The sequence below is a fragment of the Nocardia grenadensis NBRC 108939 genome, from assembly GCF_001613445.1.
In the GTDB taxonomy this organism is placed as follows: domain Bacteria; phylum Actinomycetota; class Actinomycetes; order Mycobacteriales; family Mycobacteriaceae; genus Nocardia; species Nocardia grenadensis.
The window spans coordinates 1-24,353 of sequence record NZ_BDCJ01000014.1 but is presented as its reverse complement, the minus strand read 5'-3'; the positions used below and the strand labels follow the sequence as shown (position 1 = coordinate 24,353).

The following is a 24,353-nucleotide window of genomic DNA, read 5'->3' as shown; positions in this document are numbered from 1 at the left end:
TAGGTTTGGCAGCGTAGCAGTGCCGAGTGCGTGCGGTCGCCGGATCGCGTGGCAAAAGGATATTCGCATATATGTCCGCCACTGCGATGTGACGGAAAAATGCCTGGTAGACGTGGTGACCGTGCAGGGCGGGCGGGTATCTCCGCTGACCCCTCGGTTCGCCGTTGAACCGCCGCCGTGCAGGTGTGCGTCTGCTGTGAATTTCGCCGCAGCGGGTTCAAGTGTTACGTGTTCCAGGTGTTTCTTCGGGGTGGATCCCATGGACCGGTCCTCCGGTTTCCGGGCCCCTACCGGGTGATCGAATCAGAAAACATTGCTATGACTGCAGGTCCGGACGGTGTGTCGATCGGTCGGTGTCGGTATTGTGATGTTGAATCGACCCGGTCAAACCAGATGTTCGAGCGATGAGTGAAAGCGGAGGAGATATGGCACTGCCAACGATGACCGCGGAACAACGCACGGAGGCTCTGGCCAAAGCGGCGGCGGTGCGCAAGGCGCGCTCCGAACTGATCGGTCAGGTGAAAGACGGCAAAGTCTCTGTCGCCGACCTGCTGCGCAAGGCCGATAGTGATGAACTGGTCAAGAAGACGAAGGTGGTCGCCGTGATCAAGGCGCTGCCCGGTGTCGGCCCGGTGAAGGCCGCCAAGCTGATGGACCAGGCGGATATCCCGGAAGATCGCCGGATCGGCGGCCTGGGTGCCCGTCAGCGGGCGGCGCTGCTGGAGGCGTTGGCCAACTGAGGAGGTGGAGCGTTCGATATCGGACGCTCCGAACTCCGGCCGTGGCCGAGCCGGTCGGTGACACGACCGGCGTGGCCCGGCGGGTGTCCTCGCCTGCCGCCATATCCGGTGCGCCGATTCTCGGGCGGTTCGCGGCCTCGGTCGGGGGAATATCGGAAAAATACGGATACCGTGGCGATATGGCCACCCGCGAAGAACTCGAATCGTTCCTCGACGAATATCAATCGACGCTGAGCGCCTACGACGCCGAGCGTACGGCCGCCCTGTGGGGGATTCCGGGCACCATTGTCAGTGACGATTTCGTCGGTGCGCTGCATTCTCGGGAAGAGATGGCCCAGGGGCTGGCGCAGGCTCATCCCATCTATCAGACGCTGGGGCTGGCGCGCGTCGCCCACACCGTGGTCGATTACGCGGAGTTGACCGGTTCACTCCTGCGGGCGCGGGTGCGCTGGCATTTCTACGACAGCGACGACGCATTGCTCACCGACAGTGATTACGAGTACCTGCTGCGGCGTGACGACGACGGGTTGCGCACGTATGTGGCGGTCGCCATCGACGAGGCCGAGAAATTGGCCCGGGTCGCGACGGACAGGGGAGTCCGGTTGCCGGGTATGTGAGTGGCGCGCTCCTGCCGGGTGCGAGGTGTGGCGCTACCGGTCGCCGGACGGGTCACGTTCGGCGAGCAGGGTTGCTATCCCGTCGAGAATGCGCTCCGTGCCGAATTCGAGGGCGGCGTCGCGTTGTGATTCCGCCGGTTCGGCGGGTGGGGGTTCCGAGACGGCCGCGATCAGGCACGGGAATCGGTCGCCCGCCAGTTCCAGGGCCGCGGCCATCGCGCCGGTGAATTCCTCCTCGGTGGCGCCGGGGCCCACGACCTGCTGGGCCAGGCTGCGTACGTGCCCGTTCAGTACGACGAGCGTGTCCAGTCGCTCCGGGCCGGTCAGCGCGATATCCGCCATCGCCTCCAGGGCGGCCTCGGTCCAGCCCAGTTCGTTGGGGCCCATCGGCCGCGCTCCGGCGAGTAGTTCCATCACCCAGGGGTGGCGGCGATACCGCTCGAAGGTCAGCAGTGCCCAGGACCGTAGACCGGTTCGCCACCGCGGAGTGCCCGAGGTGTCCAGGGCCGGCAGGCCGGTCAGGGCCTCCTCCACCATCAACGCGGTGAGTTCCGCTTTGCCCGGCAGATGGCGGTACAGCGACATTTTCGTGTAGCCGAGGCGATCGGCCAGTCGCTGCATGGAGAGGGCGGCCAGGCCTTCCGCGTCGGCCAGCTCGACCGCCGCGGTGACGATCGCGGCCCGGGTGAGTGTCGGCTTGGGACCGCGGGTCGGGCGCCGGTCGGTTCCCCAGAGCAGCTCGAGCGCGGTCGGCGTCGCCATCGGGTTCCTTCCGGACGTGGATTGACGTGGAACTGTGTCTACCATACGCTTAATAGCGTCCATTGGAAACAGTTTCTGGTGGGCGCAGATTATGGATGGAGTTCGTCATGCAGAACCGCACCGTTCTCGTCTCCGGGGCGAGCATCGCCGGCCCCGCGCTCGCCTACTGGCTCGACCGCTACGGGTTCGACGTGACCGTGGTCGAACGGGCCCCGGCCCTGCGCCCGGGTGGGCAGGCCGTCGACTTCAAGGGGTCGGTGCAGCGCACGGTGCTCGAGCGGATGGGCATCCACGACGAGATCCGCCGGCACAGTACCGGCGCCACCGATATGGTCTTCGTCGACGCCGACGGCCGGGAGCGGGCACGGATGTCCGGTGACTTCAGCGGTGGCGACGTCGAGATACTGCGGGGTGACCTGGCCCGGATCCTCTATGCCGCGACCGCCCAGCGCTGCGCTTACGTATTCGGTGACTCGATCAGCGCGCTGCGCGAGACCGGCAGCGGTGTCGAGGTCGAGTTCGAGCGCGGTCCGGCGCGTCACTTCGACCTGGTGTTCGGCGCGGATGGTATTCATTCGCGGGTCCGCCGGCTGGCGTTCGGGCCGGAGGAGAGATTCGTCGGGCACCGCGGTTACTACTACGCCATCGCCGGGGAACCACTCGCCGCCGAACCCGGCGAAGGACCGCGGCGCCGGGTGTCCCACGCGTACAGCGCCCCGGGCCTGCTCGCGGTCCGCGGTGGGCCGAAAGCGCAGCAGATGTATATGTTCGCCTCCGCCGCAAAGGTATTCGCCGATGACGCGGAGAAAAGGCGCATCCTCGTCGAACACTTCGCCGGGATGAACGCACCGGTCGCCGACATGCTCGCCGAACTGCCCGGCCATGACGATTTCTATCTCGACGCGCTGGCCCGGGTACGGATGCCCAGCTATGTATCGGGCCGGGTGGCCCTGGTCGGCGACAGCGCCTACGGCAACACCCTGGCCGGCTTCGGAACCGGTCTGGCAGTGGTGGGAGCCTATGTGCTGGCCGGTGAGCTGGCCGCCGCCGCGGGTGAACACACCGTGGCCTTCGCCCGGTACGACCGGATCATGCGCCGATACGCGAAACTCGGCGGCAGCAGTAGCCCGGGTCCGTTCCTGGCGCCGAAAACGGCCGCGGGCCTGCGGTTCCGGAACTGGTTCCTGGGGTCACGCTGGTTCGGCCTGATGGACAAGTTCGCCGGCGACGCCAAGGACGATATCGAGCTTGCCGACTACGCCGGTGTGGGCGCGCGGTAGCGAGAACGGCCGGCGGTCCGCGCGCTCGACAGCGAGGGCCGTGAACGTCTTCCGATGCCGGGACGACTAGCTTGCGCTGAAGTCGGTCCCTACCGGCCGGGACGGTGCCGAGGCCCCCGGCCCGGGTCATCCGGTGGCGCCGACACCGCGGATCCGCTCCGGATGGGTGTAGATGTTCATGGTGTCGCCGCGTACGAATCCCGCCAGGCTGAGACCGGACTCGTCGGCCAAATCGACCGCGAGCGAACTGGGCGCCGAGACGGCGGCGAGGACCGGGATACCGGCCAGGACAGCTTTCTGAGCCAGTTCGAACGACGCGCGCCCACTCACCACGAGCACGAGGTCCGATGCCGGGATACGGTTTTCGCGCAGCGCCCAGCCGATCACCTTGTCCACGGCATTGTGGCGGCCGATGTCCTCGCGCACGGCCAGGGCCGTACCGTCGGCGGTGAACAGGCCCGCCCCGTGCAGCCCACCGGTGGCATCGAAAACCGACTGGTGGGCGCGCAGCCGATCCGGCAGGGCCGCCAGCACTCCGGCGTCCAGCAGCGGTCGCGGCGCCGGTAGCGGATACCGGCTGCGCATCCGGACCTCGTCGAGCGCGGTGCGCCCGCAGAGCCCGCAGGCGCCGGTGGTGAGGAACGGCCGGTCCGGGAGCACGATCGGGGTGTGCGGGACCACATCCAGCACGTTGTAGGTGTTGCGTCCCTCGTCGTCGGTACCGGCGCAGTAGCGGGCGCTGTGGATATCGGCGGCCGTGGCGATCAGGGCCTCACCGAACAGGAAGCCGTGCACCAGGTCGATATCGTGGCCGGGCGTACGCATGGTGACCGTGATCGATTCGCCGCGCACCCGGATCTCCAGGGGTTCTTCCACGGCCAACGTGTCGGGACGGACGATCTCCCCGGACGGGGTGATACGCCGCATGCGGCGGCGGGCGGTGACTCTGCTCATCGCCGGTGGGTATGGGGTTCGAGCCGGACGGTGACGGCCTTCGACACCGGTGTGTTGGAGCGGGCGGCCACATGATCGAGCGGTACCAGCGGGTTCGTCTCGGGATAGTAGGCGGCGGCATTGCCGCGTGGGGTGGAGTAGGCGACCAGCCGGAAACCCTCGACCCGCCGATCGACGCCGTCGCTCCACTCCGAGACCAGATCGACGAGATCGCCGTCGCGCAAACCCAGGTCGGCGATATCCGCGGCGTTCACCAGCACCACCCGGCGCCCGTGATGGACCCCGCGATAGCGGTCGTCGAGACCGTAGATGGTGGTGTTGTACTGGTCGTGGCTGCGCAGGGTCTGCAGGATCAGCCGCCCCGGCGGAACCGGCACCCAGCGCAGTTCGTTCACCGCGAAATTGGCCTTCCCGGTGGCGGTCCGGAATTCGCGGGAATCGCGCGGGGGATGCGGCAGGACGAAACCGTTGCGCTGCCGGACTCGGGTGTTGTAATCGGCGCACCCGGGCACCACCCGGGCAATGGCGTCGCGGATGAGGTCGTAGTCACCGCGGAACCGGTCCCAGGGCACCGGGTGGTCCGGACCGAGCAGTTCTCGGGCGAGTTCGCAGACGATGGCGACCTCGCTACGCAGTTCCGGCCCGACCGGTTTCAGTCTGCCGGTGGACAGATGCACCATCGACATCGAATCCTCCACCGAGACCTGCTGCCGCACCCCGTGCTGGGTATCCAGGTCGGTGCGGCCCAGGGTCGGCAGGATCACCGCGGTCTTCCCGTGCACGATATGGCTGCGGTTCAGTTTGGTGGATACCTGTACGGTCAGCGCGCAGCGGCGCAGCGCCGCTTCGGTGACCGCGGTATCGGGGGTGGCGGAGACGAAGTTGCCGCCCATACCGAAGAAGACGCGGGCATGACCGTCGCGAAGGGCCCGGATGGCGGCGACGGTGTCGTAACCGTGCGCCCGCGGGCTGGTGATGCCGAATTCCCGGTCCAGGGCGGCCAGGAAGGATTCGGGAGCCTGCTCCCAGATACCCATGGTGCGGTCGCCCTGCACATTGGAATGCCCGCGCACCGGGCACAGACCGGCCCCCGGCCTACCGATCATGCCGCGGGCCAGTAGCAGATTGGTCGCCTCCTCGATCGTGGCCACCGCGTGCGTGTGCTGGGTGAGTCCCATCGCCCAGCACACGATCGTGCTCGTCGAACCGGCCAGGAGCGCGGCGGTGCGTTCGAGGTCGTCGCGGGAGAGCCCGGTCGCGGTGAGTACGGTATCCAGGTCGACAGCGCGGATATGCCGCTCGTAGTCGGCGAAACCCGCGGTGTGCGCGTCGACGAAGGCCCGGTCCAGCACGGTGCCGGGAGCCCGGTCCTCGGCCTCGAACAGCAGTTTCGCCAGACCCTGGAACAGCGCCATATCGCCGCCCAGGCGGATCTGCAGGAGATCGTCGGCGATATCCACGCCGGTGGTCAGACCCCGTACGGTCTGCGGGTCGCGGAAACCGATCAGGCCGGTCTCCGGCAGCGGGTTGATCGCGATGACGCGCGCGCCGGCCTTCTTCGCGTCGGCGAGGGCACTGAGCATCCGCGGATGGTTGGTGCCCGGATTCTGGCCGGCTACCAGGATCAGGTCGGCGGCCGCGAAATCGTCGATGGTCACCGAACCCTTGCCGATACCGATGGAACCGGTCAGCGCGGTGCCCGAGGACTCGTGACACATATTGCTGCAGTCCGGCAGATTGTTGGTCCCGAAACTGCGCACCAGCAGCTGGTACAGGAACGCCGTCTCGTTGGCGGTACGACCGGAGGTGTAGAACACGGCCTCGTCCGGTGAGTCCAGCCCGCGGAGCTGCTCGGCGATGAGCCGGTAGGCCTCCGCCCAGGAGATGGGGGAGTAGTGGGTATCACCGGGTCGCAGCACCATCGGATGGGTGAGCCGGCCCTGCCGCCCCAGCCAGTAGCCGGACCGTTGCGCGAGTTCGTCGATCGAATACCGGGCGAAGAATTCCGGGCCGACCGTTTCCAGCGTCGCCTCCTCGGCGACGGCCTTCGCACCGTTCTCACAGAACTCGGCGGGCCGCCGGTGACCACTCGGCTCCGGCCAGGCGCAGCCCGGACAGTCGAATCCGTGCACCTGATTGACCCGGGCCAGGGTCCGCGCGGTGCGTACGACACCCATATCGGATACCGCCCGCTGCAGCGCCACGGCCACCGCCCGGACGCCGGCCGCCTGCTCCTTCGGTGGCGTGACGGTCAGCTCGGACTCGTCGATATCGTCGGTGGGGGCTTCGCGGTGCATACCGACCATTGTGAGGTGTGCGATGTGCGGTTGGCCATCCAGAGGGAGCCGGCAGTTGAGCACTTACAGTGCTGTGGGCCTCCCCAGGTCGGCCCGGTGGGGTTTCCGGGTGGGTGGTCGGCGGTTCGCCAAGGGGCGGGTATCGCAGTGTCGCGGGTCACCCGCTCGGCCGGGGACCGGGGGGACGGGCGATCGGCCGGTGAGCGACCGCAGTGCTGCTGTCGGGGCCCCCGGATCGGGCGTGGTTGCGGGCGTGCGGTCGGCCGTACGCGGACCGGCGACCACGGAGGATCGACAGCGCTGGGAGCCCACCCGGGGTGCACGTACGGTCTGCGCGATTCCGCCGTACTTCGGATGTTCGGCTTGCGTGTCCGGGCCTGGAGGGGCGGCGGGCGTCGGGATCAGGTGGCGCCGCCGTGGTAGGTGAGGACCTGTTCGCTGATGCGGATCCGGCCGCCGGGTGGGAGTTCGGTCGGGGACTGGCTGATCCGGGTCCAGCGCGGTTCACCGGGAGTGGAGACGAAGGTTCCGGCGGCGGTGCCTGCGTCGCGGAGGAAGACCTTGCCCGAGTCGACCGAGAGATAGGCGTGGACCCGGGAGATGTGGCGATCGCGCTGCAGAACGAGCGGGGCGGCGGTTTTGCGGCGTACCGATTCGTCGACCGACGGGCCGCGGCCGATGACGTAGGCGCGGTCCAGCGGGTAGGCGGTACCGTCCTCGGCCACCAGGGTCGCCGGGGCCGGAGGGGATTGTTCGGGGCCGAGTGCGGCGCGGGTGCGCGGATGGGGCCGGGCCGGTTCCTTGCGCAGGCGGATCGGTTCGGGATCCACGCGCATGGACGCCGGCGCGGCCGACCACGCGCGGGTCCCGGGCAGTGGTTCCGCGGCGGGGGCTTCGGCGAGACCGGTGCGGGGACCGGAAGGCGATTCGGGTTCCGGCTCGCTCGCGGCGAGCCCGGCCGGTGCCGTCGCGACGGGTTCGTAGGAGCCCGCCGTTTTCTTCGCCGGGGTGGCGGCGCGGTTCTGGTTCTTGGTGCTGCGGCGTACCGCGGCCTTGATGACGAAACCCCCGCCGGGCACGATTCCGGCGCGTAGATCGGTGCGCGGATACGGCGTGATCCGGCCGTCGGCCCCGGGGCCCACGGTCAGTGTGCGCACCGGGTCGCGGACAATCTCGTCCACCCAGGTGAAGGCGCGGGCGCCGACGAGCCGCCGCGAGCCCTCGGCGCCGGAGATCATGGCCGATACCGGCCCGCGCAGCAGGACCAGGGTGCCGTCGGCGGTGGGCGCGACGAGCCCGAACGGGGGTGGCTCCGAACCGGTACCGAAGACGACCGCGGCGAGCCGCTGGGCGATGGCCGCCCCGGGATGCTCGGCGTCCGCCACGGCTTCGACCGCGCCGAGTATCCGCTCGGTGGACGCATTGGCGCCCACCAGATAGATCACGACGTCACCGAACCGCGCGACCAGGCCCTCGCCCGGTGCGATACCGATAGTGGACGTATCAACGCGCACCCGCGGCTCCTTCCTGGCGCACCATCGGATCCAGCATAGATGCGAACCCGTTACCCGGCTTATGAGATGGTGACGGCGGATCGCCGGGGTGAGCGGGAAGACCACCTCGCCGCACGGAACAGAGAGTAGGGATCGTTATGCCGCTCAGCGCCCCGGACGAACGCGTAACGGTGGTCGCGGTCGAGCCGTCGATCGCGCCCCCGGCGCTACCGGTGCTTCCCCCGCCTCGCTACATCGCGGGGCCGGGGCGAGCGGCCCCGGCTCGCCCCTGCTCCTTCGGCTCGCCGGATGTCCTGCGGGTGGGTGCGGCGTGATCCGCGCGGCGAGCGTCGCGGATATCCCGGCGCTGCAGGAGATCGAGGTGCGGGCGGGGCAGCCCTTCGCGGCGCTGGGAATGGACGCGATCGCCGGTGACGAACCGCTGCCGGCCGAGGTACTGGGTGAATTCGTCCTGGACGAACGCGCCTGGATCTGGGAGGCCGCGGACCGGGGCCCGGTGGGCTACCTCATCGCGAGCATCGTCGACGGGAACGCCCATATCGACCAGGTGTCGGTACTGCCCGAATACCGTGGGGCGGGAATCGGCCGGTGTCTGATCGACCGCGCGGTGCGCTGGGCCGCCGGCCATCGGTTACCCGCGATCACACTCACCACCTTCACCGAGGTGCCGTGGAACGGGCCGTATTACCGAAGGCTGGGTTTCCGCTATCTCGATCCGGCCGCGGAGACTCCGCAACTGCACGCTGTGCGGGCCGCCGAGATCGCGCACGGTCTCGACCGCTGGCCTCGGTCGTGTATGTGGGCCGCGGTCGAGACCTGGGAGTATGCCTGAGTTCACGCCGCGGCGGCCACGGCGGCCTCGGCGGCGGCCAGGGCGGCGGCCCGGTCGGCCGGGACCAGCCCGATCCGGGTGCGGCGGTCCAGGAGATCACCGGCGTCGAGGGCTCCCTCCTGTTCCAGCGACCACCGGAACTCCGCCGCGAGCACATCCGCACCCGGTGCGACCGGGACTGCCAGATCCGGGTCGGCAGCGGTCAGCGCGACGATGATCGGGGCGTCGGCGCCGTAGCGTTCGATCAGCAGCTGGGGTGCGGCCAACCGGTCCCGTGCCACCCCGGTGACCGCGCCGGCCAGCGGCAGCTCCTTCGTCCGGCACGGGCCGGCCCTCAGGCGCGCTCGGGCCACAGCGGCGTCGACGGCATCCTGCGCCATCTTGCGGTAGGTGGTGAGTTTGCCGCCGACCACCGTGACCAGTCCGCTCGGCGCGGTGAGAACCGCGTGCTCCCGGGAGATATCGGCCGTATTGTCACCGGCCGTACGCAGCAGTGGTCGCAGGCCGGCGTAACTGCCGCGGATATCGACATGGGTCAGCGGGATACGCAGCACCGTGTTGACCGTGTCGAGCAGGAAGTCGATCTCGGCGCCGGTGGGTCGCGGTTCGTCGGGTACGGGCCCGGGTGCGTCCTCATCGGTCAATCCCAGGTAGACCCGGCCGTGCGGGGCAGGCAGGGCGAAGATGAACCGGCCGACGGCGCCGGGCACCGGCACGGTCAGCGCCGCGGTGAGTCCGCCGAAGGCGGCGGCGTCGAACACCAGATGGGTGCCGCGGCTGGGTCGCAATTCGATACTCGGATCGACCTGGTCCGCCCACACACCGGCCGCGTTGACCACGGCCGCGGCCCGGACCTCCAAGCTTTCGCCGGTCAGCGTGTCGCGCAGGACGGCCCCGGTGCCGTCGACATGTTCGGCGGCGACCCGGGTCAGCACAGTCGCGCCGTGCGCGGCCGCGGTGCGGGCCAGCGCGACCACGAGTCGCGCGTCGTCCACCAGTTGCCCGTCCCAGGCCTGCAGGCCGCCGCGCAGTCCGTGCTGCCGCACTGTCGGGGCCAGTCGCAGTGCCTCGGCGCGGGTCACCCGCCGCGACCGCGGTAGCAGTGCCGCCGGCGTGCCCGCGCCCATTCGCAGCGCGTCGCCGGCCAGGAAACCCGCCCGGATCAGGCTCCGGGTGGACAACCCGATCCCGGGCAGCAGCGGGACCAGCTGGGGGAGCGGCCGGACCAGGTGGGGTGCGGTGCGGCCCAGCAGGATGCCCCGCTCCACCGCGCTCTCGTGCGCGATGCCGATCTTCCCGCTCGCCAGGTAGCGCAGTCCGCCGTGCACCAGTTTCGAACTCCACCGGCTGGTGCCGTGGGCGAGATCGTGGCGTTCCACCAGGACGGTGCGCAGTCCGCGGGCGGCGGCGTCGAGCGCGACGCCGGCGCCGGTGACGCCACCCCCGATCACCAGCAGGTCGATATCCGGGTGGTCGCCGAGGGTCGTGAGCTCACGGCGCCGGCGGCGCCCGTTCAACGCGGGCCCCGCGGTGGGGGAAGGGTTCTCGGCCATCTGTTCTCGGCACGGCGTCCGCCGGAGCGGCGGAACGGAAGGCGGGGGGAGATCACGTCTTCCGGATGCGCCGGGCGCTACTCCTTCCTGGCAGGTGGGATCACGGGGCGAGATAGGTATCGAGGGCGTGCCGGAGTTCGGTGTCGAGCGCGGATCCGTCGAGCAGATGGGCGACCGTGGCCGCCGACTGCACCGCGGACTGGGTGATCAGCAGGACCATGGCCGCCAACCGGCCGGAGTCACCGGCCCGGACCGACCCGTCCGCCTGGCCGTCCCGAATGCCGGTGCCGAACAGGTCCAGCAGTTGCCGCTGGTTGCGGCCCAGGCGGCCGAAGACGTAGGTGAGCATCAGGTCGGTATCGGTGCGGAAGATCTTGCCGAACAGTGGGTTCGACCGGACCTCCGCCGCGCCGGTCACCACGCCGGTGACCAGCCGGTCCCGGGCCGGGCCGGCGGTGGGCACGGCCGCGGCGATGATCTCGCGCAGTTCGCGTACGAGTAGTTCGGCGACCAGATCGCGGCTGTCCGACCACCGGCGGTAGACCGTCGGCCGACTCACGCCCGCCCGGCGGGCGACCTCGGTGAGCGTGGTGCGCCGGACACCGAACTCGGCGACGCATTCCCGGGCCGCGTCCAGGATCGCCTGCTCGACCGCCGCTGCGCCGGATGACACGGACTCGACCTCGCCTCCAATTCGGATTACTTCTTGACACTCCATGTCAAACTGTAACGCATGACAGGTGAGGAAGGCGAACGTCCGGTGAACTCGGCGTCGAGCGCGCGGCGACCGGATATGGTGTGGGACGCCTGGGGTGTCCCCGCCGGGCACACACCGCTGCCCGAGCAGATCCGCGGCCTGCTGACGCAGGTGTTCGGAGTCTCCGGGGAGCCGGCGACGCGTCGTGATGAGGGCGATGTGCCGCTCCGGCCGTCGGTCCTGTCACCGGACCGGCGGGCCGGTCTGGCAGACCTCGTCGGCGCGGACCATATCTCCACCGAACCGGTCACCCGGCTGCGGCACGCCGGCGGCAAGAGCACCCCCGACCTGCTGCGACGACGCGACCCGGCCCCGCAGGACGCACCGGACGCGGTGGTCTTCCCGGCCGGTCACGACGAAGTGGCGGCAATCCTCGCCTACTGCTCGGAGCAGGGCATCGCCGTGGTGCCCTTCGGGGGCGGCACGAGTGTGGTCGGCGGGCTCGACCCGGTCCGCGGATCCTTCGACACGGTGATCGCACTCGACCTGCGCCGGCTGGATACGCTGCTGGACTGCGACCCGGTCTCCGGGACGGCCACCTTCGGCGCCGGGGTCACCGGCCCGCGTGCCGAACAGTTGCTCGCCGAGCACGGGCTCTCGCTCGGACATTTCCCGCAGAGTTTCGAATTCGCCAGTATCGGCGGATTCGCCGCGACCCGGTCGTCGGGTCAGGCGTCCGCGGGATACGGCCGGTTCGACGATATGGTCCAGCGGGTCCGGGTGGCGACGCCCACGGGAAGTGTGCTGCTGGGCCGGGCGCCCGCCTCGGCCGCCGGACCCGATCTACGTGAGCTGTTCGTCGGTTCGGAGGGCGCTCTCGGCGTCCTTACCGAGGTCACGGTCGGAGTCCATACGGTTCCGGAGATCACTAACCATATGGCCTGGTCGTTCCCGGATTTCGCGACCGGAGCCGCCGCATTGCGCGCGGTCGTGCAGGCGGGCGCGGCGCCGACGGTGCTGCGGTTGTCCGACGAAGCCGAAACCGGGCTGAACCTGGCCCGGGCCGGAAATGTCGCCGGGGCATCGGTTTCCGGTTGTCTCGCGGTGACCACATTCGAGGGCACCGCCGCCCATACCGCGGCCCGTGGCGCCGAAGCCGCCGCGATCCTGCGCGCCGCGGGTGGTACCGAACTCGGGCCGGAACCGGCCCGGGAGTGGCAACACGGCCGTTTCGCGGCCCCTTACCTGCGTGATGCGCTCCTGGATATCGGGGTGCTGTGCGAAACCCTGGAGACCGCGACTACCTGGAGTGCGCTGGCCGAACTGAAGTCGAAGGTGACGAGTGCGCTCACCGATTCGCTGACCGCCCACGGTGCGCCGGCCCTGGTGATGTGCCATATCTCGCATACCTATCCGACGGGCGCGTCGCTGTATTTCACGGTTGTGGCCAAATCGCTCGACGATCCGATCGCGCAGTGGCGGGCCGCGAAGGCGGCTGCCGGGGACGCCATCATCGCGGCAGGCGCCACCATCACCCATCACCACGCGGTGGGCGCGGACCACCGTGCCTGGCTGCTCGAGGAGATCGGCGATCTGGGCGTGCGGGTGCTGCGCGCGGTGAAACGCGAAATCGACCCGGCCGGCATCCTCAACCCTGGCAAACTGCTGCCATGACACGGGCAGGGGAGCCGCCGGAGGTGCGTACGGTCGCCGTGGTGACCAACCCCGCCTCCGGACAGGGCCGGGCCCATCAGGCCGCCCGCACCGTCGTCGAGCGGCTGAAGGCGGACGGTGTGGCGGTCGTGGAGATCCACGCGCCCTCCGCCGCGCGGACCCGTGAACAGGTGCGCGATGTGGTGACCGGCGATGCGCCCGACGCCGTCGTGTGCGTCGGTGGCGACGGTCTGGTGAACACCATTCTGGATCCGCTGGCCCGTTCGGGTGTGCCACTGGCCCTGGTCCCGGCGGGCACGGGCAACGACCTGGCGCGCGAACTCGGTATCGCCGACGAGCCCGCCCGCGCCGCGGAGCTCGTCCGGTGCGGGCAGGTGCGCACCATCGACCTGGGCCGCCTGGAACCCGCCGGGCACGATCCGATGTGGTTCGCCACCGTCGCGTGCACCGGCTTCGACGCCCGGGTCACTCTGCGCGCCAACCGGATGCGCTACCCGCGCGGCCGATCCCGCTACACCTTCGCCGCGGTCGCGGAGATCGCGCACGGGATCGCGGTGCCGTACCGGATCGAACTGGGCGGCCCGGCCGCAGCACCGATCACCACCGAGGCGTTGCTGGTCGCGGTGGGTAACACCACCACCTACGGAGGCGGCATGCTCATCTGCCCCGACGCCCTGTGTGACGACGGTCTGCTCGATGTGACCGTGGTCGGCAAGGTCTCCCATCCGGAGATGCTGCGGATCCTGCCCGCGCTCTCGGCGGGTCGTCGGATCGAACATCCCGCGGTGAGCCAGTACCGGGCCGAATTCCTGAGCCTGGAGGCTCCCGGCGCCCCGGTCACGGCCGACGGCGAACCCGCGGGCCGGCTGCCGCTCACCGTGCGCGTCGAACCCCGGGCGCTCACCGTGCTGACCCCCTGACCGCGGTGGTCAGGCGGCGAACCGGACCCGCAGCCGGTCCACGCCGACCCGGTCGAGCACCACGACCGAGGCGGGTGCGGGCCGGGGTCCGGCTCCGGCTTCCAGCCGCCCGAGCATCCGTCTCCAGCGCCATACGTGCCAGTGGAACGACAGCCACCCGACCCGTCGGCCGCGCGCGTACTGCCCGGCCCGGGCGACCGTCGCCGGCACATCCAGTAGCACCATGTGCAGTTCGCGGCCGTGCCGGACGGCCCAGCGCGTCAGCAGCCGGCGCGTGAAACCGATGGTGCCGCAATCGTGGATCACCACCGGGCCGGTGTGATCGCGCAGTGCGACCCAGATGCGGCCGAAATGCACTACGTGCACCACCGGCCGCCACAGTGGGTAGGGCAGCCAGGCCAGTCGCCGCCGCCACGCATTGCGGGCGTGGATGGAATCGAGCACCACCGACCGATCGGAACCGGGTAATGCCTGCTCGGCGTCGGGGTCGGAGCCGAACAGCCGGCGCAGCGCGGTGCTCTTTCCCGCGCCGGGAATTCCGGCGAACAGCACGGCCGCGCTCGCCGGGTACCGCAACTCCCGCGTCGGCCGGCCCCGTAGGTCGTCGACGGCCCGGGGCCGGACGATCTCCGAATCCGGTTCGGGGAAGATGGATTCCGCGGGGTTCAACGGTAACGAGTCGAGCGGGGGGTTCACCCCGTCCAGAGTCCTCAGTCGAACCGGTTTCGGCAAGAATGTCGCCTTTGTCCGTTCAAGGTCACAGGTTTCGGCCGGGCGGGCCCACCGCGGCGAGCCGGGCGCCCGTCTGAGAATTCCGGTGCTCAAGCTGAGAATTGTTTATGGATTGGCAGCACAGTCCAGGATCGGCGGTAGTCTTACTGCTGTAGGCGGAGTCTTCGGTGTCCCTCATCCACCGAAGGCTCCGCCTCGGTTTGTCTCGTCACCTTTCCCGAGGTCCGGCGCACCCCCATCGTCCCTTTACTTGCGGTCGCGCTCTTCCATACGTCTCACGTAGCGGGACTCCCGAGTTCGTATTCGCGACACCGACCAGCCGGCAGATCGTTCGTCCCCGGTCGGCCCAACCCTCGTGCGCAGCGATCGAAGGTCCGCGACCGGCCATACGTGTGCCCGTCCCGGCAGGTCGGGGTAAGTCTCCGCGCACTCGCGCTCCTTCCGGATAGCAGGCATTCGTCGTCGATAGCCCGGCCCGGCTCCGGACCGGCGAAGCGAGCGAGCGCAGCGGCCGACCGTGCGTGGCCGGCCGTCCGTAGTGGGCCGTCATCGAAGATCGGCCGTACGGTCGGCCCGCCCGGGCCGACCGGGGTGGGCATCGGCGCCCACTCCGTGTCGGTCCCGAGCGATCGGGCTCCGACCCCGCGGCACCGGCGGCGACGCCCTAGACACTAGAATCGCGGCGTGACCAGCGCAGCCCCTGACAACACGCGTAATCGCGCCGATGCCCTCCCCAAGAGCTGGAATCCCGGCGAGGTAGAGGCCGACCTGTACGAGCGCTGGGTAGCCGCCGGTTACTTCCGGGCCGACCCGCACAGTTCCGCGCCCGCGTACTCGATCGTGCTGCCGCCGCCCAATGTGACGGGCACGCTGCACATGGGGCACGCGCTCGACCACACGCTCATGGACACTCTGGCACGCCGTAAGCGGATGCAGGGTTACGAGGTGCTGTGGCTGCCCGGGATGGATCACGCCGGGATCGCCACCCAGACGGTGGTGGAGAAGCAGCTTGCCGTGGACGGGAAGACCAAAGAGGATTTCGGCCGCGAACTGTTCGTGCAGAAGGTCTGGGACTGGAAGCGTGAATCCGGTGGCGCGATCCAGTGGCAGATGCGGGCGCTCGGCGACAGTGTGGACTGGTCGCGGGACCGGTTCACCATGGACGAGGGCCTGTCGCGCGCGGTCCAGACGATTTTCAAACGCCTCTACGACGCGGGTCTGATCTATCGCGCCGAGCGGCTGGTGAACTGGTCGCCGGAACTGCGTACCGCCATCTCCGATATCGAGGTCAAATACGAGGACGTCGAGGGCGAACTGGTGTCGCTGCGGTACGGCTCGCTCGACGATGCCGAACCACATGTCGTGGTCGCCACCACCCGGGTGGAGACCATGCTCGGCGATACCGCGGTCGCGGTGCACCCGGAGGATCCCCGGTACCGGGAGCTGATCGGCACCACCCTCGAGCATCCGATCACCGGACGGCGGATCCCGATCATCGCCGACGACTACGTGGATCCCGAATTCGGTTCCGGCGCGGTGAAGATCACCCCCGCCCACGATCCGAACGACTTCGAGATGGGACTGCGGCACAACTTGCCGATGCCCACGATCATGGACGAACGCGGCCGGATCGCCGATACGGGTACCGAATTCGATGGGATGGACCGGTTCGAGGCCCGGGTGAAGATCCGTGAGCGATTGGCCTCCGAGGGCCGGATCGTTGCCGAGAAGCGCCCCTACCTGCACAGTGTCGGCCATTCCGAGCGCAGCGGCGAAGCGATCGAACCGCGGCTGTCCATGCAGTGGTGGGTGAAGGTCGAATCGCTGGCCAAGGCGGCGGGTGACGCGGTCCGTAACGGCGATACCGTGATCCACCCGGCAAGCCAGGAACCGCGCTGGTTCGACTGGGTCGACGATATGCACGACTGGTGTATCTCGCGCCAGCTGTGGTGGGGCCATCGCATCCCCATCTGGTACGGGCCCGAGGGCGAAGTCCTGTGCGTCGGCCCCGACGAGCAGGCCCCCGAGGGGTGGGTGCAGGATCCCGACGTCCTGGACACCTGGTTCTCCTCCGGCCTGTGGCCGTTCTCCACTATGGGCTGGCCGGCCGCGACCCCGGAGCTGGCGAAGTTCTATCCGACCAGTGTGCTGGTCACCGGATACGACATCCTGTTCTTCTGGGTGGCCCGGATGATGATGTTCGGTACCTTCGTCGCCGACGACGCCGCACTGTCCACCGGTAAGGGCGGGGCCTACCAGGTGCCCTTCAAGGATGTGTTCCTGCACGGTCTGATCCGCGACCAGTTCGGCCGGAAGATGTCGAAGTCCCGGGGTAACGGGATCGATCCGCTGGACTGGATCGACAACTACGGCGCGGACGCGCTGCGTTTCACGCTGGCGCGCGGCGCCCAGCCCGGTGGCGATCTCTCGGTCGGCGAACCGCATGCCCTGGCCTCGCGCAGTTTCGTCACCAAGCTGTTCAACGCGACCAAGTTCGCGCTCATGAACGGCGCCCGCCCGGGGCCGCTGCCGGCGCGGGAGACGTTGACCGACGCCGACCGCTGGATCGTGGACCGGCTCGACGAGGTGCTCGCCGAGGTCGATGCCGCATTCGACGCCTACGAGTTCGGTAAGGCCTGCGAGGCGCTCTACCACTTCGCGTGGGACGAACTCTGCGACTGGTATCTGGAACTGTCCAAGGTCCAGTTCGCCGAGAGCGAGGAGCGGGCCGAATCCACCCGGGTGGTACTCGGGTCGGTGCTGGATACGGTGCTGCGGCTGCTGCACCCGGTGATCCCGTTCGTCACCGAATCGCTGTGGCAGGCGCTGACCGGCGCGGAGTCGGTGGTCGTGGCGGCCTGGCCGGAGCGCACCGGGACGCCCACCGATACCGGCGCCGCGCAGCGTATCGCCGATGTGCAGCGGCTGGTCACCGAGATCCGCCGGTTCCGTAGTGATCAAGGGCTCAACGACAAACAGAAGGTCGCGGCACGGGTGCTGGGTCTGGATGCGGCAGGGCTGGCGCATCTCCATCCCGAGGTGAGCACGCTGGGCCGGCTCACCGAGCCCGGCGCGGATTTCGCGGTGACCGCCGCGGTGGAGGTGCGGCTCAGCGGTACCACGGTCACCGTCGAGGTCGATACCTCGGGCACCGTGGACCTCGCGGCCGAGCGGCGTCGCCTGGAGAAGGATCTGGCGGTCGCGCAGAAGGAACTGGCGGGGACCGAGGCCAAACTCGGTAACGAGGCGTTCCTGGCCAAGGCCCCGGATGCGGTAGTGGACAAGATCCGGGCCCGCCGCGAGGTCGCCGCGGGCGAAGTGGAGCGGATCGGGGCCCGCCTGGCCGAGCTGAGCGGCAAATGAACGCCCCCGGCGACGATCCCGAGCCGGAGCCCCGCGACGGAGGCTCCCGGCTCGGCACCGGACCGTCTCCGGTGGATCTGGCGGAGATGGCCCTGGTCGAGGCGGAACTCGACCAGCGCTGGCCGGAAACCAAGATAGAACCCTCGCTCACCCGGATCGCCGCACTGATGGATGTGCTGGGTTCACCGCAGCGCGGGTTCCCGGCGATCCATGTCGCGGGCACCAACGGTAAGACGTCGGTGACCCGGATGATCGACTCCCTGCTCACCGCCCTGCACCGCCGGACCGGCCGGCTCACCAGCCCGCATCTGCAGCTGGCCACCGAGCGGATCAGTATCGACAACCGGCCGATCTCCCCGGCCCGCTATGTCGAGCTGTACCGCGAGATGCAGCCCTATATCGAGATGATCGACGCCCAGTCGGCGACCGCGGGTGGCCCGGCGATGAGCAAATTCGAGGTGCTCACCGCCATGGCCTACGCGGCGTTCGCCGAGGCGCCGGTGGACGTCGCGGTCGTGGAGACCGGTATGGGCGGCAGCTGGGACGCCACCAATGTGATCGACGCGCAGGTCGCGGTCATCACCCCCATCGGTCTCGACCACACCGAGTACCTGGGCCCGGATCTGACCTCCATCGCCGGGGAGAAGGCCGGGATCATCAAACGCGCCCCCGAGTCGCTGGTCCCCACCGATACGGTCGCGATCATCGCCGAACAGGACCCCGAGGCGCTGGAGGTACTGCTGCGCCGGGCCGTGGAAACCGACGCGGCGGTGGCGCGGGCCGGTTCGGAGTTCCAAGTGCTGAGCCGGCGGATCGCCGTGGGCGGGCAGCAGCTCGAACTACAGGGGCTCGGCGGGGTCTACGACGAGATCTTCCTGCCCCTGCACGGCGAGCACCAAGCCCACAACGCGGCGCTCGCGCTGGCCGCGGTGGAGGCGTTCTTCGGTGCGGGCGCGCAGCGGCAGCTGGACATCGAGGCGGTCCGCGCCGGTTTCGCTGAGGTCACCAGCCCCGGCCGCCTGGAACGGATGCGCAACGCGCCCACTCTGTTCATCGATGCCGCGCACAATCCGGCCGGTGCGACCGCGCTCGCCGCGACGCTGACCGCCGAGTTCGATTTCCGCAAACTCGTCGGAGTGGTCGCGGTGCTGGCCGACAAGGACGTCGCCGGTATCCTCACCGCGCTGGAACCGGTCTTCGACGAGATCGTGGTGACCACCAACGGGTCCCCCCGGGCATTGCCGGTCGATCAGCTCGCCGATCTGGCGGTCCAGCGGTTCGGTGACGAACGTGTGGTCACCGCGGATTCGCTGCCGGACGCGCTGGAAACCGCTGTCGCGCTGGCGGAGGAGGTCGGGGCCTCGGGTGAGATGGTCTCCGGCGCGGGGGTAGTGGTCACCGGCTCGGTGGTGACCGCCGGTGCCGCACGTGCCCTGTTCGGGAAGGCCCCGGCGTAATGCGGGGGACCGGCCATCGCCGACAACGAGGAACAGCATGAGTGAGCCCGAAGCGCCGAAGCCCGAGGCGACGACCCCGGCTCCGCCCGATCCCTGGAAGGGCCTGCGGGGAGTCATGGCGGGTGCCCTCGTACTCGAGGCGATCACGGTGCTGCTGGCGCTGCCGGTGGTCGCCGATATCGCCGGTGGTGTCACCTGGGTGTCGGGTACCTATCTGGTGGTACTGGCCCTGGTGATGATCGCGGGCGCGGGTCTACAGCGCCGTTCCTGGGCGGTCCCGTTCAATCTGGGGCTGCAGGTGCTGGTGCTGATCGGCGGGGTATTCCATCTGTCGATCGCGGTCATCGGCGTGATATTCCTCGCGGTCTGGGCTTTCATCCTGCTGCTGCGCTCGGATGTGAAACGGCGAATGGACGCGGGGACGCTGCCGAGCCAGCGCACCTCCGGCGGTTCCTGACCGACGGCGTCGGACCGGGCCGGCCGCCGCCGGCCTGGTCGAGGCCGTCGCTACTCGCGCGTAGGCCCTGGGGAGGACTGGTTGGGCCCCGCCCGGCGGCGCCCATTAGGCTGACCGCGTGACAGAGCAGACATTGATTCTGATCAAACCGGACGGTGTGGCCCGCGGCTACGTCGGTGAAGTACTGAGCCGGATCGAGCGCAAGGGTCTCACCATCGCGGCCCTGGAGCTCAAGCAGGTCACCGAGGAAGTGGCCGCCGCTCACTACGCCGAGCACGCGGAGAAGCCGTTCTACCGTTCGCTGATCGAGTTCATCACCTCGGGTCCGGTCGTCGCTGCCGTCCTGGAGGGCCCGCGTGCCATCGCCGCCTTCCGGCAGCTGGCCGGCGGCACCGATCCGGTAGAGAAGGCCGCGCCCGGCAGTATCCGCGGTGACCTGGGCCTCGAGACCCAGTACAACCTGGTCCACGGATCGGACTCGCCCGAGTCGGCCAAGCGCGAAATCGCGCTCTGGTTCCCCGAATTCCCCCTCTGATCACGGTCCGGTGCCGGGCCGACCGGCCCCGTGCGAGTGCCCCGCCCGGCGCCACGGCGAACACCTGGCGCACGGTATGGGATACTGGTACTCGGTTGCGCTCCACAGCGGGCACGACCGGATGACACACTGCGGAACGATGCCGCCATCGCTGCCGCGGACGTACAGCCGGATTTGTGGGCTGCGTCTGCCCGGCGCGCTGGACGAGCGCTCGGACCGCGGAGTTCAGCCATATGCCAGGCGCCGCGTGGCCAGTTAGCCCGACCGACGTTCGATAGTGGAGATAACCGGGCACGCGGGGCGAGACCATGGACCTCGCGCCAACCGCGCGAGGCGGACGGAAAGCGTCCCCGCGACGGCCGCGTCACTCGTAGAGGAACGCGCCCGGGGGCCCGAGGAGACTTCGTGGCCGATCAAGAGCCGCTGGACACAACATCACAGGACGACGATCACTTGCCGGAGCGAATCCGAGTACATGCCCTGGCCAAACGACTGGGCGTGACCAGTAAACGCATCCTGGCCAAACTCAGCGAACTCGGGACCGAGGCCCGTAGCCCGCAATCGAGCGTGGATCGGGCCGTCGCGGAGTCGGTGCGCGAATCACTGACCGCTCCGCCCGCACTCGCTCCGGCCGAGCCCGCGCTGTTCGAGCCCGCCGGTGCCTCGGCGGGCCCGGTCGGCGCGGGGGACGCCGCGGCGCCGCCGGCAACCGACGACACTGCCGCCCAGGAGCCGCAACCGGCCGCCACGCAGCCGGGCGCCGGGTCCGGGCAAATCCCTGGCATCGGCGCGGAACCGGTGTCGGCCGGTGCCGAGCAGGCCCCGGAACCAGCGGTCGAAGCCGAACCGGCGGACGCCGCGCCCGTCGCCGAGGCCGGCTCGTCCGTCGACGCGACCGTGGTGGCGGCGTCGGCCGAGATCTCCCGAACCGCGGATACCGCCGCCGCGAGTGGCGCCCCGGCCGCACCGGCGACTCCGCCACCCGCCTTCACGGCGGCGGTGAATCTGTTCGCGAGCCCGGTGCCCGACGAGCCCGCCTCGACCGAGCCGATCGTGTTCGAATCCGCGGTCGTCGCGGCCCCGCTGTTCCTCTCCCCGGACGCCGCGGCGACCGAACAGCTGCGTCGCCGCCGCAAGCCCGAACCGGAACCCGAGCCCGATTCCGGCGCCGAGTCCGATTCGGATGCCGAGAGCGGAGCCGAATCCGAGGACCAATCCGAGCAGGGCGACTCCGACGATCAGCCGCGGCGGCGTCGTCGCGGCCGGCGTGGGCGTGGGCGCGGCCGGGGCGAGCAGGCCACCGATTCCGAGGACACCGACTCCGAGGGGGATGCGGACGCCGACGCCGAACAGGCTACCGACACCGACGACAAGACCGACGAAGCCGGCGAGACCGACGAGTCCGGGATCGACGAGTCCGGCGATGCGGGCGAGGACTCGGAGAGCGGGTCCAGCCGCCGTCGCCGGCGCCGCCGGCGGCGCAAGGTCGCCGGCGAATCCGGCGACAGCGAACCGGCCGACGACGATCCGCCCAATACGGTCGTGCACGAGCGGGAGCCGCGTAACAAGACCCGGACCCGCGCCACCGTCGACGAAGTGCAGGGCATCACCGGCTCCACCCGACTCGAGGCCAAACGGCAGCGTCGGCGCGACGGCCGCGAGGCCGGTCGCCGCCGTCCGCCGATCCTCACCGAATCGGAGTTCCTGGCCCGGCGCGAGGCCGTGGACCGGGTGATGGTTGTGCGGGAAAAGGAGTTCCCCGGCCATCCATCCGCCACCCAGGTAGCCGTGCTCGAGGACAATATCCTGGTCGAGCATTTCGTCACCAGCACCGGATCGGCGTCCATGGTGGGCAATGTCTACCTGGGCAAGGTGCAGAACGTGCTGCCCAGTATGGAGGCCGCGTTCGTCGATATCGGCCGGGGCCGCAACGGCGTGCTCTACGCGGGCGAGGTCAACTGGGAGGCCGCCGGGCTCGGCGGTAAGGAACGCAAGATCGAGCAGGCGCTCAAACCCGGCGACCAGGTGCTGGTCCAGGTCAGCAAGGACCCGGTCGGTCACAAGGGCGCCCGGCTGACCACCCAGATCAGCCTGGCCGGTCGCTTCCTGGTGTATGTGCCCGGTGGTACCTCCACCGGTATCAGCCGTAAACTGCCCGATACCGAGCGCAAACGGCTCAAGGAGATCCTGCGCGAGATCGTCCCGGCCGACGCGGGCGTCATCATCCGGACTGCCTCGGAGGGGGTCAGCGAGGCCGAACTCACCCGTGATGTGGAACGTCTGCAAAAGGCCTGGCGCAAGATCACCGCGGCCGCCGAGAACGAGTCGGGTGCGCCGAAGACCCTCTACGAGGAGCCGGATCTCCTCGTCAAGGTTGTGCGCGATCTGTTCAACGAGGACTTCTCGCGACTGGTGATCGAGGGCGAACGCTCCTGGAACACCGTCGAGAACTACATCGGCACCGTCGCACCCGATCTGCTCCCACGGGTTTCCCGGCACGAGAACAACGGCGTGGACGTCTTCGAGACGTATCGCATCGACGAGCAGCTGGCCAAGGCTCTCGACCGCAAGGTGTGGCTGCCCTCGGGCGGCACCCTGGTGATCGACCGCACCGAGGCGATGACGGTGGTCGACGTCAACACCGGCAAGTTCACCGGCTCCGGTGGCGGCAACCTCGAGGAGACGGTCACCCGGAACAATCTCGAGGCGGCCGAGGAGATCGTGCGGCAGATGCGGCTGCGCGATATCGGCGGCATGATCGTGGTCGACTTCATCGATATGGTCCTCGAGTCCAACCGTGACCTGGTGCTGCGCCGGCTCACCGAGGCGCTGGGCCGGGACCGGACCCGGCATCAGGTCTCCGAGGTGACCTCGCTGGGCCTGGTCCAGATGACCCGTAAGAAGCTCGGTACCGGATTGGTGGAGGCGTTCTCCACCACCTGCGAGCACTGCCACGGTCGCGGGATCCTGGTGCACAGCTACCCGGTGGATCCGTCGGGCTCCGACGAGAGCGGCGCCGGCCGGGGCCGGGAGTCCGGATCGCGACGCCGTCGCAACCGGGACAAGGGCGCCGCGGCGCCCACGGCGCCGCAGCCGTCCATCCCCGAGGTGTCGGAAGAGGACGCCGCGGCCAAGCGGGCGCACCCCGTGGCACTGGCCATGGCCACCCACCATCCGGAGACAGAGCAGGCCGAGCCCGCTCCCGGGGCAGAACAGGCCGCGGAGCCCGCCGCCATGAGCGAACCGGGCGGTTCCGCTACGGCACCGGCAGCGGTCGGGGCCGGTAAGGCCGGTGCGGCCGAACCGCGGCGCCGTCGTACCCGGGTCCGCCGGTCGGCCGGTGCCGCCGGTACCCCGACGGAGACTCCGGCCGCGGAAGCGAACAGTAGCGGTACGCCCACCGACTCCGGGGCCGCCGAGCCTGATGTCTCCGAACCGGCTGCCGTCGGAGCAACGGCCACCGAGCCGGTCGCGTCCGAAGCCACTCCGGTGGAAGCGGTCGCTACCGAACCGGGCGCGGTCGAGGACAGCGAAGCTGCCGCCCCGGATCCGGAGGAAATCCCGGTCGGCGCCGACACCGCGGAGGTTCCCGCCGCGTCGTCCACCCCCGGCGCGGGCCGCAACGGTACGGCCGCTTCGGCGAACGGTACCGCTCATCCGGCGGAGCCGGCCGCCGCTCCGGCGACGGAGACGGTGGCGGCTCCCGGGCCGGCCGCCGCGGCAGATCACACCGGAGACGGTGGGACCGAAACCCGCAGCCGTCGGCGCCGGGTCGCCCGGTCGACCGCCGCACCGGCCGCCGACAGCGCGGGCGCGGTCTTCGTCCTGTCGGCCACCGAGCAGCCCGACGCGCCGGTGACCGATTTCACGGCCGATCCGCCGGAGGTCGAGGTCCCGGTGCGCCGGACGCGCCGCCGGGCCGCGGGTCGTCCGTCCGGGCCACCGGTCGACGAACAGCACTGAATCATC

18 protein-coding genes are annotated in these 24,353 nt (G+C 69.7%); 11 read left to right on the top strand and 7 right to left on the bottom strand.

The genetic code is table 11. The annotated features are described in order from the left end of the window. The first annotated feature begins 425 nt into the window (after positions 1-425). Both mihF and NGR01S_RS17305 read left to right on the top strand, forming a co-directional pair. A complete protein-coding gene (gene mihF / locus NGR01S_RS17310; RefSeq protein WP_030523251.1) occupies positions 426-740 on the top strand; it encodes an integration host factor, actinobacterial type in 315 nt (104 codons plus the stop codon). A gap of 179 nt (positions 741-919) precedes the next feature. Continuing rightward, positions 920-1,357 carry a DUF6841 family protein gene (locus NGR01S_RS17305; protein ID WP_063038074.1) on the top strand — a complete coding sequence of 146 codons (438 nt, stop codon included), beginning with the start codon at positions 920-922 and terminating at the stop codon, positions 1,355-1,357. 33 nt (positions 1,358-1,390) lie between these two features. On the opposite strand, the gene NGR01S_RS17300 is transcribed toward NGR01S_RS17305, so the two are convergent. Further along, positions 1,391-2,119, bottom strand: coding sequence for a TetR/AcrR family transcriptional regulator (locus NGR01S_RS17300; RefSeq protein WP_063038042.1), 729 nt, complete (start codon positions 2,117-2,119; stop codon positions 1,391-1,393). Positions 2,120-2,226: 107 nt separating this feature from the next. Here NGR01S_RS17300 and NGR01S_RS17295 point away from each other — a divergent pair, with 107 nt between their 5' ends. Next, the gene (locus NGR01S_RS17295) at positions 2,227-3,399 is read left to right on the top strand and encodes an FAD-dependent monooxygenase (RefSeq protein ID WP_063038072.1); all 1,173 of its coding nucleotides are present in this window, start codon (positions 2,227-2,229) and stop codon (positions 3,397-3,399) included. A gap of 126 nt (positions 3,400-3,525) precedes the next feature. Here NGR01S_RS17295 and fdhD read toward each other — a convergent pair whose 3' ends face one another. The 3 genes from fdhD to NGR01S_RS17280 form a co-directional block, all read right to left on the bottom strand. Beyond that, positions 3,526-4,353, bottom strand: a complete 828-nt coding sequence (fdhD, locus tag NGR01S_RS17290; RefSeq protein ID WP_063038041.1) for a formate dehydrogenase accessory sulfurtransferase FdhD — start codon at positions 4,351-4,353, stop codon at positions 3,526-3,528. Further along, complete coding sequence (locus NGR01S_RS17285) at positions 4,350-6,650, bottom strand: FdhF/YdeP family oxidoreductase (protein WP_063038070.1); 2,301 nt, start codon at positions 6,648-6,650, stop codon at positions 4,350-4,352. The genes fdhD and NGR01S_RS17285 overlap by 4 nt, the downstream gene beginning before the upstream one ends. A 401-nt stretch (positions 6,651-7,051) precedes the next feature. After that, positions 7,052-8,164: an FHA domain-containing protein gene (locus NGR01S_RS17280; RefSeq protein ID WP_063038040.1), complete on the bottom strand. Its 1,113-nt coding sequence runs from the start codon at positions 8,162-8,164 to the stop codon at positions 7,052-7,054. A gap of 310 nt (positions 8,165-8,474) precedes the next feature. Between NGR01S_RS17280 and NGR01S_RS17275 the strand changes: the two genes are divergently transcribed. Then, complete coding sequence (locus tag NGR01S_RS17275; protein ID WP_063038039.1) at positions 8,475-8,996, top strand: GNAT family N-acetyltransferase; 522 nt, start codon at positions 8,475-8,477, stop codon at positions 8,994-8,996. A 2-nt stretch (positions 8,997-8,998) separates the two neighbouring features. Here NGR01S_RS17275 and NGR01S_RS17270 read toward each other — a convergent pair whose 3' ends face one another. Both NGR01S_RS17270 and NGR01S_RS17265 read right to left on the bottom strand, forming a co-directional pair. After that, a complete protein-coding gene (locus NGR01S_RS17270; protein ID WP_063038037.1) occupies positions 8,999-10,549 on the bottom strand; it encodes a glycerol-3-phosphate dehydrogenase/oxidase in 1,551 nt (516 codons plus the stop codon). A gap of 100 nt (positions 10,550-10,649) precedes the next feature. Next, positions 10,650-11,267, bottom strand: coding sequence for a TetR/AcrR family transcriptional regulator (locus NGR01S_RS17265; RefSeq protein WP_063038035.1), 618 nt, complete (start codon positions 11,265-11,267; stop codon positions 10,650-10,652). 75 nt (positions 11,268-11,342) lie between these two features. On the opposite strand from NGR01S_RS17265, the gene NGR01S_RS17260 reads away from it, so the two are divergent. Next, the gene (locus NGR01S_RS17260; protein WP_063038066.1) at positions 11,343-12,920 is read left to right on the top strand and encodes an FAD-binding oxidoreductase; all 1,578 of its coding nucleotides are present in this window, start codon (positions 11,343-11,345) and stop codon (positions 12,918-12,920) included. After that, a complete protein-coding gene (locus NGR01S_RS17255) occupies positions 12,917-13,840 on the top strand; it encodes a diacylglycerol kinase family protein (protein WP_063038033.1) in 924 nt (307 codons plus the stop codon). Before NGR01S_RS17260 ends, NGR01S_RS17255 begins: the two co-directional genes overlap by 4 nt. Before the next feature lie 9 nt (positions 13,841-13,849). On the opposite strand, the gene NGR01S_RS17250 is transcribed toward NGR01S_RS17255, so the two are convergent. After that, on the bottom strand, positions 13,850-14,536 hold the full coding sequence (locus NGR01S_RS17250) for an ATP-binding protein (protein WP_245664643.1): 687 nt from the start codon (positions 14,534-14,536) through the stop codon (positions 13,850-13,852). 720 nt (positions 14,537-15,256) lie between these two features. On the opposite strand from NGR01S_RS17250, the gene NGR01S_RS17245 reads away from it, so the two are divergent. The 5 genes from NGR01S_RS17245 to NGR01S_RS17225 all read left to right on the top strand — a co-directional run bounded on the left by NGR01S_RS17245 (position 15,257) and on the right by NGR01S_RS17225 (position 24,347). Then, positions 15,257-17,935 (top strand): valine--tRNA ligase, encoded by a 2,679-nt coding sequence (locus tag NGR01S_RS17245; RefSeq protein ID WP_063038031.1) that lies wholly within the window; start codon positions 15,257-15,259, stop codon positions 17,933-17,935. Next, positions 17,932-19,392, top strand: coding sequence for a bifunctional tetrahydrofolate synthase/dihydrofolate synthase (gene folC, locus NGR01S_RS17240; RefSeq protein WP_084481258.1), 1,461 nt, complete (start codon positions 17,932-17,934; stop codon positions 19,390-19,392). The genes NGR01S_RS17245 and folC overlap by 4 nt, the downstream gene beginning before the upstream one ends. A gap of 37 nt (positions 19,393-19,429) precedes the next feature. Then, entirely contained in the window at positions 19,430-19,849 is a 420-nt protein-coding gene (locus tag NGR01S_RS17235) for a DUF4233 domain-containing protein (protein WP_063038029.1), read from the top strand. Between the two features lie 118 nt (positions 19,850-19,967). Continuing rightward, positions 19,968-20,384, top strand: a complete 417-nt coding sequence (ndk, locus tag NGR01S_RS17230) for a nucleoside-diphosphate kinase (RefSeq protein ID WP_063038027.1) — start codon at positions 19,968-19,970, stop codon at positions 20,382-20,384. Positions 20,385-20,789: 405 nt separating this feature from the next. Next, positions 20,790-24,347 (top strand): translation initiation factor IF-2 N-terminal domain-containing protein, encoded by a 3,558-nt coding sequence (locus tag NGR01S_RS17225; protein ID WP_063038025.1) that lies wholly within the window; start codon positions 20,790-20,792, stop codon positions 24,345-24,347. Positions 24,348-24,353 lie beyond the last annotated feature (6 nt).